Origin of the sequence: Pleurocapsa sp. PCC 7327, from assembly GCF_000317025.1 — a bacterium.
Classification (GTDB): domain Bacteria; phylum Cyanobacteriota; class Cyanobacteriia; order Cyanobacteriales; family Microcystaceae; genus Hydrococcus.
On record NC_019689.1, the window covers coordinates 3293757 to 3310886 of the forward strand.

The following is a 17130-nucleotide window of genomic DNA, read 5'->3' on the forward strand; positions in this document are numbered from 1 at the left end:
CGACGCGCAGAACGATCTATTTTAGAAATTTAACTGCGGAATCCCAAGTTAGATTCGTGTATTACTTAGGTATAAAACCAATGGTGAAATCTCAATTTAGATTTTTGTACTATTACTATTCGTGCTATAATTATAAAAATGAGTAGGCGATCTCGGTCTGACATACCAGTATTTAATCTCCTGAGCATCGGTCATCGGGGCGTAGGCAAAACAGTTTTTCTCGCTGGCAGCTATACGGAGCTGTTAGCTAATCGGCAGAAAGAAGGTTCTCAATTTTGGTGGCTGGAGTTTCGGGATAGTCAGGGAAGAGAAAATATCGAAGGGATTCTGGAATACGTGGCGCGAACGGGTCAGTATCCCCCGCCGACGATGAAAATTACGGATTTTAACTTTGCTCTGAAACATCGCCAGCGGCAGGAAGAAAAAACGAGCTGCTATTTTCGCTGGTGGGACGTTCCGGGCGAATCCTGTAACTTGCAGAACCCCGACTTTCAAAAAATGGTTCTGAGTTCCCATGGCTGCTGTGTCTTTTTTAATGGAAAGGCATTGGTTCACAATCCAAGATACCTAGAGACGATCGAGGAACCAATCAAACAGATAGTTGCCATTGCTTCGTTGGTTAACCAGCATGGCTTAGATTATCCCTTTGCGCTGATTTTTACCCAATGCGATTTGCTCGAACCCGGTCCAATCAGTCAACTGCAAATCGAAGCAAACTTGCAACCGCTGCTTGCTCGCCTCGATGCCGTCAACGCAAAGTATCAAAGGTTTTATTCGGCAATCCCGATTGTCTCCAACCAAGGGCAGTATAGATTAAAAGCAGTGGGAGCATCCGCCTCCATCGTCTGGCTGCTCTCGGAGTTGAATAAAACCCATCAGTTTCAGGGACAAATTCCCTTGGAGAGTGGCTTAAAACGAAGCGTGCCTGCCAACAAACGCTCGTCGGTGGCGAGTTCTCGCAAATTCGTGCCGCTTCTGCTGATGTCGAGTCTCGGCTTGCTAGCAGTCAGCGCTGCTTTGTTCTTTGCCGTCAATGGAGCGTTCGGTCCGGCGCAAACGCCAGAACAACAATTGACTCAGCAGTACGAGCGCATTCTAGAGAAAGACCCCGCTAATTTTGCCGCTTTAACCAATCTAGCCGACCTCTATATACAGCAAAAGCAGTTGGACAAAGCAATTCCTGTATTGGAGAAGATCGTCGAGCAGCCGACTAAGAGCTTCGATTTGCACTTCATTCTGGCTGATATTTATGCAGCCAAAGGGGATAAGGATCGGGAGGAAAAGGTCTACGATCGCGTACTCGCCCAACAAGCCAATAATTTTGATGCACTAATTAAAAAAGCCGTTTTGCGCGTCGAGCGAGGCGATGAAGCGACAGCGAAAACGCTTTTTGCGAAAGCCGAGAATATAGCTCCGACTGAGGATTTAAAAGCTCAGGTTCGCTCTCTCGCCCAGCGCGCTCTTAAATAAATTGAAGGGAATAGGCTTTGCCTATTCTCCTCTCTTTTTTTACTTAGCAATTTGAGCTGAATTAGTCAACATCGCTAATTTTTCCTTTTCATCCTCGCTTAACTCGCCCGGTTGTCCCGTAATCTGTTTGTAAACTTTGATGTATTCTACTGCCGAGCGATACCAGCTAAAATCTTGCTGCATTCCTCGTTGTTGCAATTTCCGCCATTCCTTCTTATAGCGGAAGCCTTCCCAAGCACGTACCATACAGGTAAATAGATCTAGCGGTTCGTAGCGATCGAACGCATAGCCCGTTCCCGTCTCATTTTCGGGGTCGTGGAAAGAAACGGTATCGACCAAGCCACCCGTGCGTCTGATGATGGGAACGCAGCCATAGCGCAGGGCTAACAGCTGACCGATCCCGCAGGGTTCAAAGCGGGATGGCATGAGAAAGACATCAGCACCGCTATAAATTCGTCGCGCTAGAACGTCGTTATAGAGGATTTGCACGGACATGCGACCTCGAAAGCGAGAGGCAAGTTGCCACAGTTGCGATTCATAGTAGCGATCGCCCGTTCCTAGAATAACGATTTGCGCGTCCGTATACGCCATGAATCGCTCCAAAATATTCAGAACTAGATCGATGCCTTTCTGTTCCACTAGGCGAGTAACCATGCCGATGAGAAAGGCTTTTTTGTTCACTTCTAGTCCAACTTCTTCTTGCAGGGAAATCTTATTGGCTAGCCGTTTTTCGATAGTATCGATGGTATAGGTTTGATGAATGTATTTATCCGTTGCCGGATCGTAACTTTCGGTATCAATGCCGTTGAGTATTCCGACTAAATTGCCGCTAATGTATGATAGCAATCCGTGTAATTGTTCCCCATAATTGGGCGTTTGAATCTGACGGGCATAGGTAGGCGAAACGGTCGTTACGCGATTAGCGTATTGAATAGCGGCTGCCATAACATTATCGCCTTGCATGTACCAAGGACACCAAGTAATTTGTTCCAATAAAGCGCGCCACGGTCCCTGATAGGCGAGGTTGTGAATAGTGAAAACCGTACTGATATCGGGCGATTGATGCATCCAAACCGGAATCATGCCCGTGTGCCAGTCGTGACAGTGAATGACTTGCGGTTTCCAACAATTCCAGGCAAATTCTGCCGCACCGTTAGAGAAAAACGTGAAGCGCCAATATTCATCTTCTCCAGAATAGATACGACGAGGATCGAACGCTGGATGTCCGAATAAATACAAGGGAACGTCGGTATCGGGTAGGGTGGTTTCATAGACGGCAAAATCTTGAAACATGGCAAATCCCCACCAGATCGGTTCTTTAGGAATCTCGATTTTATCGGCGAGAAAGCCATAGTAAGGCAAAAAAATCCGCACGTCATAGCCTAGCTTTCTGAGGACTTTGGGTAGGGCGCCGACTACATCTCCCATTCCACCCACTTTGGCTATGGGGGCTGCTTCCGCAGCTACAAATAAAATTCGCATATTCGCTTGGCTTTCCCTCAGTAGTTCGTTAGTTAGAGATTATAGGGGAGATAGGGAAGATGGAGGATAGCTCGAAAGATAGAAGACAAAGATTTGTTAAGTAAGCTAACTACTGGCAATTGGCTGACATTGGTGACACAAGCCAAAAAATTCGAGAGTATGATAGTAGATTTTAAACTGATGAGATTTTTCTAGTTTTTTTTCTAAATCGTGGACGGGACATTCACTAATAGGAATCGATCGCCCACAATTGACGCAAGTTAGATGATGTTGGTCTTGTTGTGCCAAGCTATAGAGCGATTCCCCGGTTGCCAGCGTTCGCACCTGAACCGTACCCTGAAGTTTTAAGGCTTCTAGAGAACGATAGACTGTGGCTAATCCCATATTTTGCTCTCGATTGCGCAGTTCTATATAAAGTTCCTGCGCCGAAATAGCACGATTTAAAGTTTTTAGAAGGCGAAAAATTCTCTCTTGAGAGCGGGTGCGTTGGGCTTTCATTACCAATCTAGGATTTGCAACTTGCTATTAATTTTAATGTCTTTAGAAATATACATGTTTTTATCGTGTCGCCATTAAAGCAGTATAGATCGAATAAACTGGTAACTGGTAACTAAGGGAACGATCGCCAGAATAGATGTCTCAAACATTTCAATCTCGCATTTATGTAACCCTTCGCCCTTCGGTTCTCGATCCGGCGGGAACGGCAGTAGAATCCGGACTCAAGCAGTTAGGCTATGAAGGGGTAGAAGGAGTCAGAATTGGTAAGTATATAGAACTGACACTAAGTGCAGAAAATGAAGAACGGGCGCTAGAACAGTTGGATTTAATTTGCGATCGCTTCCTGGCCAATCCAGTTATTGAAAATTATCGCTTCGAGTTAACGCCGATTTCTAGTCCAGCATCAGTAGAATAAATTATGAAATTTGGGATTGTTGTCTTTCCGGGGTCAAACTGCGATCGCGACGTGGCAATGGTGACAGAAGGATTGCTCTCACAACCGACTCGCATGGTTTGGCACCAAGAAACCGATCTTTCTGACTTAGACGTTGTCGTCCTGCCAGGAGGGTTCAGCTACGGCGACTATTTACGCTGCGGTGCGATCGCGCGTTTTTCTCCCGTCATTAAAAGCGTTGTCGAACATGCTAGGGCTGGCAAATTTGTTTTGGGAATTTGTAACGGCTTTCAGATCCTAACGGAAGTAGGTCTTTTACCCGGAGCACTAATCCGCAATCGAGATTTACATTTTATCTGCGATCGCGTTCCCATCCGAGTCGAAAATACTAATTTCCCCTGGACTCAAGCTTATTGTGCCAAACAAGTCATTACCTTGCCGATTGCCCACGGCGAAGGTCGTTATTACGCCGATGAAGAGACGCTAAAAGCGTTAGAAGATAGCGATCGCGTTCTGTTTCGCTATTGCACGCCAGCAGGAGAAATTAACGACATCGGCAACCCCAATGGTTCTTTGAATAACATTGCCGGAATTACCAACGAACAAGGCAATGTTTTGGGAATGATGCCCCATCCAGAAAGAGCCTCAGATGCGCTTCTGGGCGCAACAGACGGTCGGAAACTGTTTGAAGGGTTGTTGGCAGCCAAATCTCCAACCGCAATCTTAGAAGTCGGAAGTCGCAATTAGAAATAAATTATTGCTGTACGGGCGGATGTTTTCCACTAAGGGTTAGTAAATCTCTAGCGTTTTTAGATAAACTCGCCCCTACTAACGACTAACCACTAACTGAGAACTGGTCGCCGCTAAAACACAACCTATTTAAAAATTAAAGATCGCTTCGAGAGAACTTCCACTGAGGATAGTTTTTCTGAAGCGATCTTAAGAGATTTGAATAATTATGCCTTACGTCATAGGTTGTTGTTCTGGTACTTCGGTCACTCTGGGTCTTACGTGTTCTTTGGCTAAAATTCCACTCCGGTACAGCCAGCCGCTAACAATTCCTGCGATGGAGGGAACGACTAGGAACAGCCACAGCTGAGAAATAGCTCTTCCTCCTGCAAAAATAGCAGGTCCCAGACTCCGTGCCGGATTGAGCGAAGCTCCCGTCAAGGGCAGACCAACCAGATAAAATCCTGTCAGGGCAATTCCGATCGCAACTCCAGCCAATTCAGTCGGAACGCCTGCCTGGGTGGCACCTAAAAAGACAATGACAAACAGCAGGCTGGCGATGAATTCAAAGACGATCGCGGCTGCAATATTGTATTCTCCTCCATAGTTATCTCCCCAGCCATTCTGACCGAGACCTCTAGCTGCAAGATCGTATCCTCCCAACTGTCCGGTCGCAATTAGCAATAACACGGCAGCGCCTGCGATCGCGCCTAACAGTTGAGCGATGATATAGGAACCCAAATCTTTACCCGTCATTCTGCCAGCAGTATACATTCCCAGGCTAACAGCCGGATTGAGATGACAGCCAGAAAGGGAACCAATGCCATATGCCATGGCAGTAAAAGCAAAACCGAAGGCTAGAGCAATTCCTAAACTGCCTATCCGGTCGCCAGCGAGAACGGCTGCACCACAACCAAAAAGAACTAGAGTGAAAGTTCCTAGAAACTCTGCGAGGTACTTTTTCATAATTTTTGTCTGTTATTAGCGGTCTAAAAAAAAATTTTATCATATCAGAAATATATCAAATTACTTATAAAGATATAGTTAATTTTGATTAAGTAAAAAAAAGTGTCAATTTATTAATTTTTCTTAAGTTTTTATGACGAGTTCTTAAAAAGATTAAAAACTCCTGATAAGGACTTAAACTAATTGACGGCGGAAGCGACTGATACTAACTGATAAGATTATGACAGCAAAAAACAAAAGCACGATCGCGTGTTGCCAGAGTGCCCCTAAACCAATACCTTTTAACAGAATTCCACGCACGATTGCCACGTAATGCCGTAGGGGGTTAACAAAAGACAAATATTGAAAAATAGTCGGCATACTTTCAACAGGAGCGATCGCGCCTGACAGTTGAATTAAAGGTAAATTAATAAAAAATGAGATGAGAAATGCTTGTTGCTGGGTGCGAGAAATCGTTGCCAGCATAATCCCAATTCCAATTCCCACAAAAATATATAATCCCGATAAAACTAAAAACAGTAAAAAATTTCCTTGAAATGGAACTCTAAAAACAACTCTTCCTACGACTACAGCTAAAAGAACATCTCCCATAAGAAGGACAAATAATGGCACAATTTTAGCCAATAAAATTTCCCAGGCTTCGGCAGGAGTCATCAGCAATTGCTCTAAGGTTCCGCTATCTTTTTCTCTAACAACTGTTCCAGCAGAAACCAGAGAACTAATCAGAGTAAAAATAACACCCATCATTCCCGGTACGAAAAACCAGCTACTAATCAGTCCGGGATTGTAAAGAAAAGTGGTTTGCAGATCGACTAAAGGTTCTGGGCGATCGCTTTCTAAGTTTCGATTGTATTGTTCGATAATTTGATTGATATAACCATTAGCAATTCCTGCCGTATTTGCATCTACGCCATCGATAAAAACTTGGATTTCTGCCGTTCTATCTTGAGAGATTTTGCGCTGAAAATCTGGTGGAATAACTAATCCTACCGTCAGTTTTCCTTCTCTAACTCGCTCGCTTAATTCTTCTTCCTTTAAGAAATAGCGATCGGCAATAAATATATTGTCAGTTTTTTCGGTCAAGGCAAAAACTAATTCTTGACTCTCATTAGTTTGAGCATAATCGACGATTCCTAATTTAAGATTTTGTACGTCTGGATTTAAGGCAAATCCATAAATTAATAACTGAATTGTCGGAGGAAATAGCAAGAAGAAAATTAAAGATTTATCCCTCAGAATTTGATTGATTTCTTTAATTGCCAAAGCCCAAAATCGGCTATTGAGGATTTTGTTGATGAAGTTCATGGGCAATCGCCATCAAAAATTTCGTCTGAATTCAAATTAGAAACAAAAGAGCGATCCGAATCTGGATCGCTCTATCTCTAAAGTATCAATAATAGTGTCACGCGATCGCTTAAACTTTGGCTAATTCCGGTTGAGGACGCTTGCTGTTGCGAACGCCTTCGATTGCTGCCGCATAGTCGGGTGCATTGAACACGGCAGAACCTGCTACGATCGCGTTAGCTCCTGCTTCTAAAACTTGCCAAGTATTAGCAGGTTTTAGTCCGCCATCTACCTCAATCCAGGGATCGAGTCCTTTTTCGTCGCACATCTGACGCAGCTTTTGGATTTTGGGCACCACTTCGGGAATGAAGCTTTGACCGCCGAATCCTGGGTTAACGCTCATAATCAGAACTAAATCGCACAAATGCAGAACGTACTCAATTAGTTCCAACGGCGAAGAGGGATTGAGAACTACCCCGGCTTGTTTGCCGAGTTCCCGAATTTGGCTAAGCGTGCGATGGAGGTGAGGCGAAGCGTTATGTTCGGCATGGACAGAAATAATGTCCGCTCCAGCTTTGGCAAAATCGCCAACATATTTTTCGGGTTCCACAATCATTAAATGAACGTCCAACGGCTTTTTCGTGTAGGGACGAATCGCTTCTACAATCAAGGGACCAATGGTGATATTAGGAACAAAGCGACCGTCCATTACGTCTACGTGAATCCAGTCAGCGCCAGCTTCATCTACGGCTTTTATTTCTTCTCCCAAGCGGCTGAAGTCAGCCGATAGGATCGATGGGGCAATAACAATCGGTTTTCGGGAGCGGGTTTGGGTCATGGCTTGGGTTCTTCTCTCTAGGCTTCTTTTTCGGATCGATTTTAACAAAATCTTTGGTTTTTCTCTATTTCGTTAGAGGTAGCTTATTATCCCGAATAAAACGGAACAATCGACTATTTGTAAAGAAGTATGTACAAAATTTTCTTTATACTCGCCATAACTTTAACTTTTATTAAATTGCCTTGTACTACCTATTGCTTCCTATTACAAATGTTAGAAAGCAAAGTCAATATAGCTCGCATCCTACATTAAAACAATGACACAGCAATTCATCCTCGCCCCCCGCTATCGTTTAGATGATGAATGTCTCTGGTTGGAAGGTATTGACCCATCTCGTCATTACTGGATCTCTGTCAATAGCGACAGCCAACTACAAGTTGCCATTCCAGGACTAATTGTGTCATCGATTGAAGAATTGAGAGAAGTTATCTCGCGATTCCGGTCGCTTCAACCCCAGGAATCCATGACTGTCGATCGCATTGCTGGCAGTGGTTTTACTCTCCACTGCATCAGCAGCAACTGCTACGCCATTGAAGGTGAAGTAGCAGGTTCCCTTACTTGGCACTTGTTTGATAAAGAGAGTATTGAAAGTCTATTAATGACTAGCCATCAAGACTGGTTGCCCTCTCACAAAGAGATTGAACTGGGGCGCAAGCGTCTAGCCTTAGCTTTCGAGCAACCTGCCTATACCTCAGCTTAACGACGCAGTTGGGCTAGCTCTTCAAGAGAAGCTAATAATTTTACCTCGACTAAGAGAATTTCTTTAGCAGCATTAACAATGAATTGCCAAGCAACGTTGACCCCGAATAAAGGTGTTTGTACCTTGCCTTGGATTTGAAATTCCGTCAGTCCGTCTTCTAATCCTTCAGCAATTCCTTTGAGGGGATAGAGTTGTAGTCCTTGAGCTTCAGTCTTTAGGTAATTCGCGATCGCTTCTCTTCCGACAATTGGGGATTCAAAAGGAGGACACAAGGCACCTTCAGCGGCGAATGAGCTTGCCGTCGCTTCAAAGTCACCTGCATTTAAAGTTTCAAAATAGCTCAGAATAACTGGCTCAGTAATTCCTTTGATGGTTAATCGAGTAGATATCATATCAAATTTCCTCAAGCCTTTATTGAACAATAAGAGCAGGAATATTCCTGCTCTTAATCGGAGAGATTTCAAGGATATATCTTATGCCAGAGGATCGACTCCCATATCAGCAACAGCATTGCGCAGAACCGTAATCTGTTGGCTGAAGTCTAATCTTTCAATCGCGGCGAGGACTTCGCTAGCCTCGCGACTCATCTGATAATTAGCAGGGACGGGAACGACAACACCTTCTTTCATTAATTCGGCTAACTGATACCAGAAAGCCAGCTTGGTATTGATGCTGAGAACTCCGTAGGAGCGGGTAATCGGAGTGCTGACTTTTCTGACTAGATCGCGCATTACCTGCAATTGCTCGTCATAGGACATTTGCTTGATTTGATTGAGCAATCCTTCAGCGAATTGCAGGCGAGCAGCACCGGGAGCGGCCGGTGTAATAGAGCGACCCATTTGGGTGTAAGCAAACCAAAGTAAACCTAACTTGTCGTCTACTCCCAGACGCTGGTACCCAGCAGTCGTGGAGGGAACGTCAACAAACCGGGTGTTGAGCGGAAGATTTGCCGAAAAAGCTGGAGTGTAAACCATAGTTAATCTAGGAGGTTTTCTAGTGTTGACTGGAGACGCTTTAGATTTGCCTCGCCTCCTTACTTTCTATTTTGTAACAATTTTTTTATAAATTGCAAATAAACTTTACAAATAAATCTGATAAGAATATTTTAATGATGAGAATTTTCTCATAAAAAAAGATAAAGAGTAGAAGAAAAAATCTCCTACCCATTACTTAAAATTAAGGAGAAAAGCTTTAAATGTTGCACTTAAACTTTAGCTTCTTCCTTGACTAACTTATCCCATCCTAATTCTTTGAGGTTGTTATTGCGACGTAGCGGGCGAGTTGCCAACTCCAAAATATCGCGGGCATTGGTAAAGCCATGAATCTGAGCGAAGGTAAATTCTACCGACCACTTGGTATTGATCCCGCGAGCTTCTAATGGGTTAGCATGAGCCATACCCGTAATGACGAGATCGGGCTTAAGTTCTTGAATGCGCTGGATCTGATTGTAATTATCGGGCTTCTCAACAATCTTGGGCATAGAAACGCTCATTTCTTTACAAGTCTTCTCCAGCAGCGCCAATTCGCCTGCTTGATAGCGCTTGTCCATGTAGGGAATGCCAATTTCCAGGCAAGTCATACCGCAGCGAATGAGGAAGCGTGCTAAGGAGATTTCCAATAGGTTGTCTCCCATGAAGAAGACAGACTTACCGCGAATCAGTTTGATATAATCTTCTAAGCTTTCCCAAATTTGGGCCTCCCGTTCTTCCAAACCCTTGGGCTGAATATTGAAGACAGAGCAAATTTTCTCAATCCAGGCGCGAGTGCCGTCGGGACCAATTGGGAAAGGTGCGCCAATTAATTTGCACTTGCGACGGCGCATGAGGGTGGTAGCAGTACGAGAGAGAAAAGGATTTACGCCGCAAACGTAGTAGCCTTCTTCAATGACCGGTAACTCGGTATAACGCTTAGAGGGCAACCAACCAGAAATTTTAATTCCTTGCTTTTTCAGTTCTAGGGTAAGGTTGGTAACGACGGGATCGGGCAAAGAACCGAACAGGACGAGCGGGGGATGGTCGGCGTATTCGGATTCTTCGGCACGAACCTCTTCTTTCTTGCGACCGAAGTTCAGTAGTTTTTGAATGGCATTGCGATCTTCTTTTTCAGCTTCTGGTGCTTTGTTGGGACACTTGTGTACCATTGCTGCCAAAACGGTGTCTTCTCCTTGGGTGAAGGCGTAGTCTAAACCGTTAGCACGCGCAGTGACGATAGGAATGCCAATTTCTGCTTCTAACTTGGGTGCTAAGCCTTCTAAGTCCATCTTGATGATTTCAGTGGTACAAGTTCCGATCCAGACGATAACACTGGGATTGCGATCGCGTTTAATTTGCAAGCACAACCGCTTTAATTCTTCATAATCGTTTAACTGTGCGGAAATATCCCCTTCTTCCAACTCCGCCATCGCATAGCGCGGTTCTGCGAAAATCATGACTCCCATAGCATTTTGCAGGAAGTAACCGCAAGTTTTAGTTCCGATAACCAAAAAGAAGCTGTCTTCAATTTTCTGATAAAGCCAAGCGACGCAGCTAATCGGACAAAAAGTATGATAATTCCCAGTTTCGCATTCAAACGTCAGTGCGGTTGGTTCTTGTGTAGCGGTCATTTAAGAGTCTCCTTTACTTATAAACTTTTATTAGTAGTTAGTTGCTAGAGAGCGACTGAACCACTAACGACTAATGAATAACTAAACCATCATCAGATCTAATTCTTCTTCCACAGTTACTTGCGGTTTTTGAGGATTGAGGTAAAAGTCGGACAGCAAGGAGAACAACTCCCTATCTTGTGCGTCTTGAGGAACTACCCCTTCAGGTTTTGCTATAAGCTGATCCGCAATGTTGAGATAGTAGTCGCAGACGTAGTTGAGACAAGGATCGCTTTCTGCCATTTCAAACAGCGTCTTACCTTTAACGCGGGAAACGCGAATATCTTCAATTAATGGCAGAATTTCTAAGACGGGCATCGGGACGTAAGAGACGTACTTATCAATTAAGTCGCGCTTGGAGGTACGGTTGCCGATCAAACCTGCTAACCGAAGTGGATGCGTTCGTGCTTTCTCGCGTACTGACGCAGCGATGCGGTTAGCAGCAAAGAGTGCGTCAAAACCATTGTCGGTAACGATGATGCAGTAGTCGGCATAATTCAGTGGCGCAGCAAAACCACCGCAAACTACGTCGCCGAGAACGTCAAAAAGAATGACATCGAATTCGTCAAAAGCATTTAATTCTTTAAGTAGCTTCACCGTCTCGCCAACGACATAACCGCCGCAACCAGCACCTGCCGGAGGACCGCCTGCTTCTACGCATTTAACGCCTGCATAACCATCGTAGATAACATCTTCGGGCCAAATATCTTCGTAGTGGAAGTCTTTTTCTTGCAGAGTGTCAACGATCGTAGGAATTAAAAATCCAGTCAGGGTAAAAGTGCTGTCATGCTTGGGATCGCAACCAATTTGGAGAACTTTTTTGCCTCTCTTGGCGAGAGCAGCGGATATATTACAGCTTGTCGTAGATTTGCCGATTCCGCCTTTTCCGTAAACTGCCAGTTTTAAAGTCAAGGTTCTTCCTCTCCTATGCGAGCAAATAAATTTTGTTTGCTTATGGCTGCTTTGCCTGTGGGCATTAGCAGTTTTCTTTATTAAGGTCGTCGATCGCATTATTGACCAAATTACGTACAAAGAAAAGAGCATATCTCAATAATTTAGGAATTAAAAAAGATTATTTAAAATTAAATAAATTTATTTTGGATATTAAATCTATAAAATAGCTTGATAAGCTTTTATAGTTATATAAATAAAATTTTGTGTTTTTAAATTAAATAAATAAAAACAATAAACAAAAAAGATCGTTGCCGAATATCTGACAACAGTAACTAAAACGCTAGAAGTTCGATTGAAAAAGCCCAGAGAGATTTTCGATTGAGGAATTGGCTTGACAAGATGATAGATTTAAGTCAATCAAAATTATCGATCGCATCTGCAAGGACACTTCTCAAGTCCCTTTTGGATCTAAGCTTTTGGATTTTTATGAAAAATAATTAATTTTTTCGACCTAGGCGCTAACGACGATCGGCCAAAAGAAAATTCTTGCTCTAATCGACTTCGCAAGCGAGAATATAAACAATCGCTGTTAGCGATCGCTAAAGTCTCGCTCCAGCTTGTTTCCGCTTGGCAGTGCGATCTTGAACTAGTAAATAAGTAAAAATACTTCTTCTAATACCTCGGTGCTTGGTTATCTGTTTGCCATTTCTTTATTAGTCACCCTTGTTGTCTACCTAATGAGGGGATGGGGGATTCTGACGTTTATTCCTGGCGGCATTATTTTGTTTTTATTCGCGCTTTCGATACTGACGGGCATCATTTACGGGATCGCAAAAACCTGGCGCTATTGATTTAGCCTATCGCAAGACTGGCGATCGCAATTAGCAAAGCAAGGAGAGCGATTATGAGAAAATATATTTGTTCGGTTTGCGGTTACGAATACGATCCAGAAGTCGGCGAGCCCGATAATGGAATAGAACCCGGAACGCCTTTTGAAGAGTTACCGGAAGACTGGGTATGTCCTGTCTGTGGTGCTACTAAAGAAGAGTTTGAAGCAGCGTAGAACAGTTATTGGTTGGTGGATGGTGGTTAGTAGGTACACTACGTACTATCTATTAACCACCAACTAATAACCAATCCATGTCACTCGCTCCCTGGAGATCTCCCCTATCTCGCGCTTTACATCTCAACCGCTCTCAACCTTACTCGCGCTACCTGCAATTAGCAACCGTTAGAAAAGACGGAAGACCAGCTAACCGGACTGTTGTCTTTCGGGGATTTCTGGAGGGAAGCAATCAACTGCAAATTGTAACCGACTCTCGTAGCGAAAAAGTTTCCCAGATCGGAGAGCGACCCTGGGGAGAAGCTTGTTGGTATTTTACAAAAACTCGCGAACAATTCCGCCTTCTAGGTAACCTAACCGTTGTAACGGTAGATTATCCCAATGAAAGCTTGCAAAAAGCTCGCCGACTGGTTTGGCAGCAGCTATCCGACGGAGCGCGATCGCAATTTGCTTGGCCAGATCCCGGACAAAAGAGAGTGGAGAAGGCATTGGCTTTTTCGCCGCCGCCTCCCTCGCCTAACGAACCATTGGCTAACTTTTGTCTTTTACTGCTTGCTCCAGAACGAGTAGAACACCTCGAATTGCGAGGAGAACCGCAAAACCGTTGGCAATATTACTTAGATGATTCTCAAATCTGGATAGCGCGATCGCTAAATCCATAGAGCAATTTCAGAACTCTACCGTTCCATCCAAAAATTCTCTGATCGGCTTTTCATTTAAAGAACAGCACTGACCGACCGGACGCGAATTTTCTGAACGAGCAGATTGTATAGATGCCGATTCTACTAAAGCCTCCGTTCTCGACTGCGACTTCTGTAGCTCTTCAATTTGTTGCTCTAATGCCTCAATGCGATCGACGAGAGCGCGAATAACAATTGCTTCTGAGTCGGGGAGATTGCCATGCTCTAGCGGATCGACGCGAACCCCAGAACGATAGATAATGCGACCCGGAACGCCGACTACCGTGCAGTCAGAAGGCACATCGCGCAACACGACCGAACCTGCACCGATGCGAACGTTGTTGCCAATTTGAATATTGCCGAGAACTTTGGCACCAGCCCCAACGACTACGTTTTCTCCTAGCGTGGGGTGGCGTTTGCCGCTTTCCTTTCCAGTGCCGCCCAGGGTGACTCCTTGATAGATTAAGGCATAATCTCCCACGATCGCAGTTTCTCCGATCACTACTCCCATTCCATGATCGATAAACACTCCCCGACCAATTTGCGCCCCCGGATGAATTTCAATCCCTGTCAAGAAACGGGCTAGGTGAGAGATTAAGCGAGGAATGAAAGGAACGCCTAGATTACGCAACCAATGAGCGACGCGATGAAACACCAGCGCTTGTAGACCCGGATAACAAAAAAGCACTTCCAACCAGTTACGAGCAGCGGGATCTCGCTCGAAGATGATACGGAAGTCAGCAATGAGTGAGACTAACACGATTTGTTTTCCCGTTTAGCAACATAGCTCTGTGACTATCTTACCTGGATTTGTTCGCTTACTTACTAACATAAGGATTTATTCATGTCGAAAGAGATAACCTCGACATCCGCCCTTTGTTAAGAAATATTACAAGTTTGCCATCAAAACAGCTTACCAGCTTGACAGTAGAAAATAAAATCGCTAACGTACTAAAGTATACCCGGGTAAAACCTATTAGAGTGATATGCAAGACAAGCAAAAAGTCACACTATATATCCCCGCAGGAGTACATCGCCAGTTAAAGATTAGAGCAGCGATAGATGATGAATCTATGTCTGCGATAGTAGAAAAAGCGATAGCATTCTATTTAAAGTATCCAGAAAAGGTAGAAGAAATAGAATCATCCGTACACGGGAAAACATACCAAGTTCACGTTTGTCCCGAATGCAAAGCAGCAATGGTAATGCGGGATGGGGAATTAGTTTCCCTCAAACACCAACCGGGCGTTATCTCAGATGAGTTCCCAATAGAAGTCAAAGAGACAGTCCGCGCTCAAGCTAAGTCAGAAGGGGAAGAAGAATTAGTTCCTTGCTGAAAGGTTAGAGAGGCTGGAAGCATAGAGGTTTAACCGTCTAAGAAAACTTACCTAAACTTAGGTCGATAATATGAAAGAAGAGCTAAACATACTAATACAAGCTCAATACCCTCTGATTTACCTCGTCACGTCAGAAGAGGAACGAGCCGAGCAAGCGATCGCTAGAATTGCACAGACGAAAACTCAGCATCGGCGAGTCTTTGTATGGACAGTGACCCACGGAATCGTCGAATACGGTCAGCCTCGACAAACCACTCAGCACAACACGGTTTCCCCAGAAGCGGCAATTGAATGGGTCGTGCGCCAAAGAGAACCCGGTATTTTTATCTTCAAGGATTTGCATCCTTTTATTTCCTCGGCAGCTGTCAATCGATGGTTGAGAGATGCGATCGCAAGCTTTAAGGGGACAGAAAAAATCATTATCCTCATGTCGCCGATTCAAGAAATCCCCATTGAGCTAGAAAAGGATGCAGTTGTCGTTGACTATCCTTTACCCGACCTGAGCGAACTCGATCGCGTTCTGTCCGTACAACTCGAACGGACTAAAAATCGCCGCATCACGACAGAGGCTAGAGAAAAGCTTCTCAAAGCCGCTCTGGGTTTAACAAAAGACGAAGCCGAGAAAGTTTATCGGAAAGCTTATGTAAAAGCCAGCCGCCTCACGGAGGAAGAAGTTGACATCATTCTTTCTGAGAAAAAGCAACAGATTCGCCGCAACGGAATTCTAGAATACATCGAAGAAGACGAAACCATCGATGCAGTAGGCGGCTTGGAAGAACTGAAAAAGTGGCTCAAACAGCGTTCCGATGCCTTTACAGAACGAGCAAGAGAATACGGACTGCCCCAACCAAAAGGAATGCTAATTCTGGGGGTTCCCGGTTGCGGAAAATCGCTGATAGCTAAGACAACATCTCGTCTGTGGGGCTTGCCGCTACTGCGTTTAGATATGGGTCGAGTTTATGATGGCTCGATGGTAGGGCGTTCGGAAGCCAATCTCCGCAATGCACTGAAAACTGCCGAATCCATTTCCCCAGTCATCCTCTTCATCGATGAATTGGACAAAGCCTTCGCAGGTGGTACGGGTTCTGCCGATTCCGATGGGGGAACTTCTAGTCGTATCTTCGGCTCCTTCCTGACCTGGATGCAAGAAAAAACCTCTCCCGTCTTCGTTATGGCAACAGCGAACCGAGTTGAAAGGTTACCGGGAGAATTTTTGCGCAAAGGTCGTTTCGATGAAATTTTCTTTGTCGATCTTCCTACGCCAGAGGAGCGTCAAGCTATCTTTAAGATTCACCTGAATAAACGTCGTTCGGATATTTCTCGCTTCGACCTCGAACAACTGGCTAAAGTTTCTGATGGTTTTTCCGGTGCAGAGATCGAGCAGGCACTAATCGCTGCGATGTACGAAGCCTTCGCTCAAGACCGGGAGTTTACGCAGCTAGATATTATCGCTGCGATTAAATCCACCCTACCTCTGTCCCGGACCATGACCGAGCAGGTCACCGCTCTCAGAGATTGGGCGAGACAGCGGGCACGACCTGCCTCAGCCTCCGTCGCCGAATATCAGCGATTGGAGTTCTAACAGGCTTTCTCCTGTTCCCAACGGGAGGAAAGGCTAGCTAAGTGCTAGCAAATTTAAAAGCCGCTCTACCTACTAATATCCAAATGTTAGGCGGCATGCACAAAACCTAAAATTGTTGTTGACTTCTTTTCTACTGGAGGAAATCTAACTATGTCTCATTTCAGCACTCTACGGACCAAAATTACCGATGCAGAAATCCTCAAGGCTTCTCTGCGCGATCTCGGTATTTCCGTTAAAACTGATGCTGACGTTCGCGGATACAACGGTCAGCGCGTTCGTGCCGACATCGTTGCTACTCTCGAAGGCGAATATGATTTAGGCTGGTCTCGCAACAGCGATGGAAGCTTCGATTTGATTGCCGACCTCTGGGGTGTTGCTAAGAAGCACAATCAAACCGAACTCATCAACTCCATCAATCAGAAGTACGCTGTGAACAAGACCCTAGCAGAGGTCAAGCAGCGCGGTCTACAGAACGCCAACGTCAAGTTGCTCGTGCAAAACTAGAAAGATTTGAAGCGCGTTCCCAAGCCTATGGGTTGACCATTTTCGGTTAACCCTTTTTTCTTTTTAGT

Annotated in this window: 20 protein-coding genes; 10 read left to right on the forward strand and 10 right to left on the reverse strand. The window is 44.7% G+C overall.

The genetic code is table 11. From position 1 onward, the window contains the following. The first annotated feature begins 138 nt into the window (after window positions 1-138). Window positions 139-1470 carry a tetratricopeptide repeat protein gene (locus PLE7327_RS14750; RefSeq protein WP_015144608.1) on the forward strand — a complete coding sequence of 444 codons (1332 nt, stop codon included), beginning with the start codon at window positions 139-141 and terminating at the stop codon, window positions 1468-1470. A 39-nt stretch (window positions 1471-1509) separates the two neighbouring features. Here the strand turns inward: PLE7327_RS14750 and glgA are convergent, their stop codons facing one another. Next, the gene (gene glgA, locus PLE7327_RS14755) at window positions 1510-2952 is read right to left on the reverse strand and encodes a glycogen synthase GlgA (protein WP_015144609.1); all 1443 of its coding nucleotides are present in this window, start codon (window positions 2950-2952) and stop codon (window positions 1510-1512) included. A 105-nt stretch (window positions 2953-3057) separates the two neighbouring features. Beyond that, on the reverse strand, window positions 3058-3450 hold the full coding sequence (locus tag PLE7327_RS14760) for a Fur family transcriptional regulator (RefSeq protein WP_015144610.1): 393 nt from the start codon (window positions 3448-3450) through the stop codon (window positions 3058-3060). 136 nt (window positions 3451-3586) lie between these two features. Here PLE7327_RS14760 and purS point away from each other — a divergent pair, with 136 nt between their 5' ends. Together purS and purQ are read left to right on the forward strand one after the other, a co-directional pair. Continuing rightward, on the forward strand, window positions 3587-3865 hold the full coding sequence (purS, locus tag PLE7327_RS14765; RefSeq protein ID WP_015144611.1) for a phosphoribosylformylglycinamidine synthase subunit PurS: 279 nt from the start codon (window positions 3587-3589) through the stop codon (window positions 3863-3865). Window positions 3866-3868: 3 nt separating this feature from the next. Further along, entirely contained in the window at window positions 3869-4591 is a 723-nt protein-coding gene (purQ, locus tag PLE7327_RS14770) for a phosphoribosylformylglycinamidine synthase subunit PurQ (protein WP_015144612.1), read from the forward strand. 216 nt (window positions 4592-4807) lie between these two features. Here purQ and PLE7327_RS14775 read toward each other — a convergent pair whose 3' ends face one another. The 3 genes from PLE7327_RS14775 to rpe all read right to left on the reverse strand — a co-directional run bounded on the left by PLE7327_RS14775 (window position 4808) and on the right by rpe (window position 7661). Further along, window positions 4808-5539 (reverse strand): aquaporin, encoded by a 732-nt coding sequence (locus tag PLE7327_RS14775; RefSeq protein WP_015144613.1) that lies wholly within the window; start codon window positions 5537-5539, stop codon window positions 4808-4810. Between the two features lie 174 nt (window positions 5540-5713). Next, the gene (locus PLE7327_RS14780) at window positions 5714-6844 is read right to left on the reverse strand and encodes an ABC transporter permease (protein ID WP_015144614.1); all 1131 of its coding nucleotides are present in this window, start codon (window positions 6842-6844) and stop codon (window positions 5714-5716) included. Between the two features lie 109 nt (window positions 6845-6953). Further along, the gene (gene rpe, locus PLE7327_RS14785; protein WP_015144615.1) at window positions 6954-7661 is read right to left on the reverse strand and encodes a ribulose-phosphate 3-epimerase; all 708 of its coding nucleotides are present in this window, start codon (window positions 7659-7661) and stop codon (window positions 6954-6956) included. A 256-nt stretch (window positions 7662-7917) separates the two neighbouring features. On the opposite strand from rpe, the gene PLE7327_RS14790 reads away from it, so the two are divergent. Further along, window positions 7918-8361, forward strand: a complete 444-nt coding sequence (locus tag PLE7327_RS14790; RefSeq protein ID WP_015144616.1) for a hypothetical protein — start codon at window positions 7918-7920, stop codon at window positions 8359-8361. On the opposite strand, the gene PLE7327_RS14795 is transcribed toward PLE7327_RS14790, so the two are convergent. The 4 genes from PLE7327_RS14795 to bchL all read right to left on the reverse strand — a co-directional run bounded on the left by PLE7327_RS14795 (window position 8358) and on the right by bchL (window position 12013). Next, entirely contained in the window at window positions 8358-8753 is a 396-nt protein-coding gene (locus PLE7327_RS14795; RefSeq protein WP_041392187.1) for a ketosteroid isomerase family protein, read from the reverse strand. The two genes, PLE7327_RS14790 and PLE7327_RS14795, sit on opposite strands and share 4 nt — an antisense overlap. An 81-nt stretch (window positions 8754-8834) precedes the next feature. Beyond that, complete coding sequence (locus tag PLE7327_RS14800) at window positions 8835-9335, reverse strand: orange carotenoid protein N-terminal domain-containing protein (RefSeq protein WP_015144618.1); 501 nt, start codon at window positions 9333-9335, stop codon at window positions 8835-8837. A gap of 230 nt (window positions 9336-9565) precedes the next feature. Further along, window positions 9566-10963: a ferredoxin:protochlorophyllide reductase (ATP-dependent) subunit N gene (locus PLE7327_RS14805; RefSeq protein WP_015144619.1), complete on the reverse strand. Its 1398-nt coding sequence runs from the start codon at window positions 10961-10963 to the stop codon at window positions 9566-9568. An 81-nt stretch (window positions 10964-11044) separates the two neighbouring features. Beyond that, the gene (gene bchL, locus PLE7327_RS14810) at window positions 11045-12013 is read right to left on the reverse strand and encodes a ferredoxin:protochlorophyllide reductase (ATP-dependent) iron-sulfur ATP-binding protein (RefSeq protein ID WP_371265303.1); all 969 of its coding nucleotides are present in this window, start codon (window positions 12011-12013) and stop codon (window positions 11045-11047) included. Between the two features lie 566 nt (window positions 12014-12579). On the opposite strand from bchL, the gene PLE7327_RS24460 reads away from it, so the two are divergent. The 3 genes from PLE7327_RS24460 to PLE7327_RS14825 all read left to right on the forward strand — a co-directional run bounded on the left by PLE7327_RS24460 (window position 12580) and on the right by PLE7327_RS14825 (window position 13621). Continuing rightward, on the forward strand, window positions 12580-12747 hold the full coding sequence (locus PLE7327_RS24460) for a hypothetical protein (protein WP_015144621.1): 168 nt from the start codon (window positions 12580-12582) through the stop codon (window positions 12745-12747). Between the two features lie 53 nt (window positions 12748-12800). Then, window positions 12801-12959 (forward strand): rubredoxin, encoded by a 159-nt coding sequence (gene rd / locus PLE7327_RS14820; protein WP_015144622.1) that lies wholly within the window; start codon window positions 12801-12803, stop codon window positions 12957-12959. A gap of 77 nt (window positions 12960-13036) precedes the next feature. Next, on the forward strand, window positions 13037-13621 hold the full coding sequence (locus PLE7327_RS14825) for an Npun_F5749 family FMN-dependent PPOX-type flavoprotein (RefSeq protein ID WP_015144623.1): 585 nt from the start codon (window positions 13037-13039) through the stop codon (window positions 13619-13621). Between the two features lie 7 nt (window positions 13622-13628). Here PLE7327_RS14825 and cysE read toward each other — a convergent pair whose 3' ends face one another. Further along, a complete protein-coding gene (gene cysE / locus PLE7327_RS14830; RefSeq protein WP_015144624.1) occupies window positions 13629-14399 on the reverse strand; it encodes a serine O-acetyltransferase in 771 nt (256 codons plus the stop codon). Between the two features lie 226 nt (window positions 14400-14625). Between cysE and PLE7327_RS14835 the strand changes: the two genes are divergently transcribed. The 3 genes from PLE7327_RS14835 to PLE7327_RS14845 all read left to right on the forward strand — a co-directional run bounded on the left by PLE7327_RS14835 (window position 14626) and on the right by PLE7327_RS14845 (window position 17062). Beyond that, on the forward strand, window positions 14626-14976 hold the full coding sequence (locus tag PLE7327_RS14835; protein ID WP_015144625.1) for a hypothetical protein: 351 nt from the start codon (window positions 14626-14628) through the stop codon (window positions 14974-14976). A 70-nt stretch (window positions 14977-15046) separates the two neighbouring features. Further along, on the forward strand, window positions 15047-16558 hold the full coding sequence (locus PLE7327_RS14840; RefSeq protein WP_015144626.1) for an AAA family ATPase: 1512 nt from the start codon (window positions 15047-15049) through the stop codon (window positions 16556-16558). A 150-nt stretch (window positions 16559-16708) separates the two neighbouring features. Then, the gene (locus PLE7327_RS14845; RefSeq protein ID WP_015144627.1) at window positions 16709-17062 is read left to right on the forward strand and encodes a DUF1257 domain-containing protein; all 354 of its coding nucleotides are present in this window, start codon (window positions 16709-16711) and stop codon (window positions 17060-17062) included. Window positions 17063-17130 lie beyond the last annotated feature (68 nt).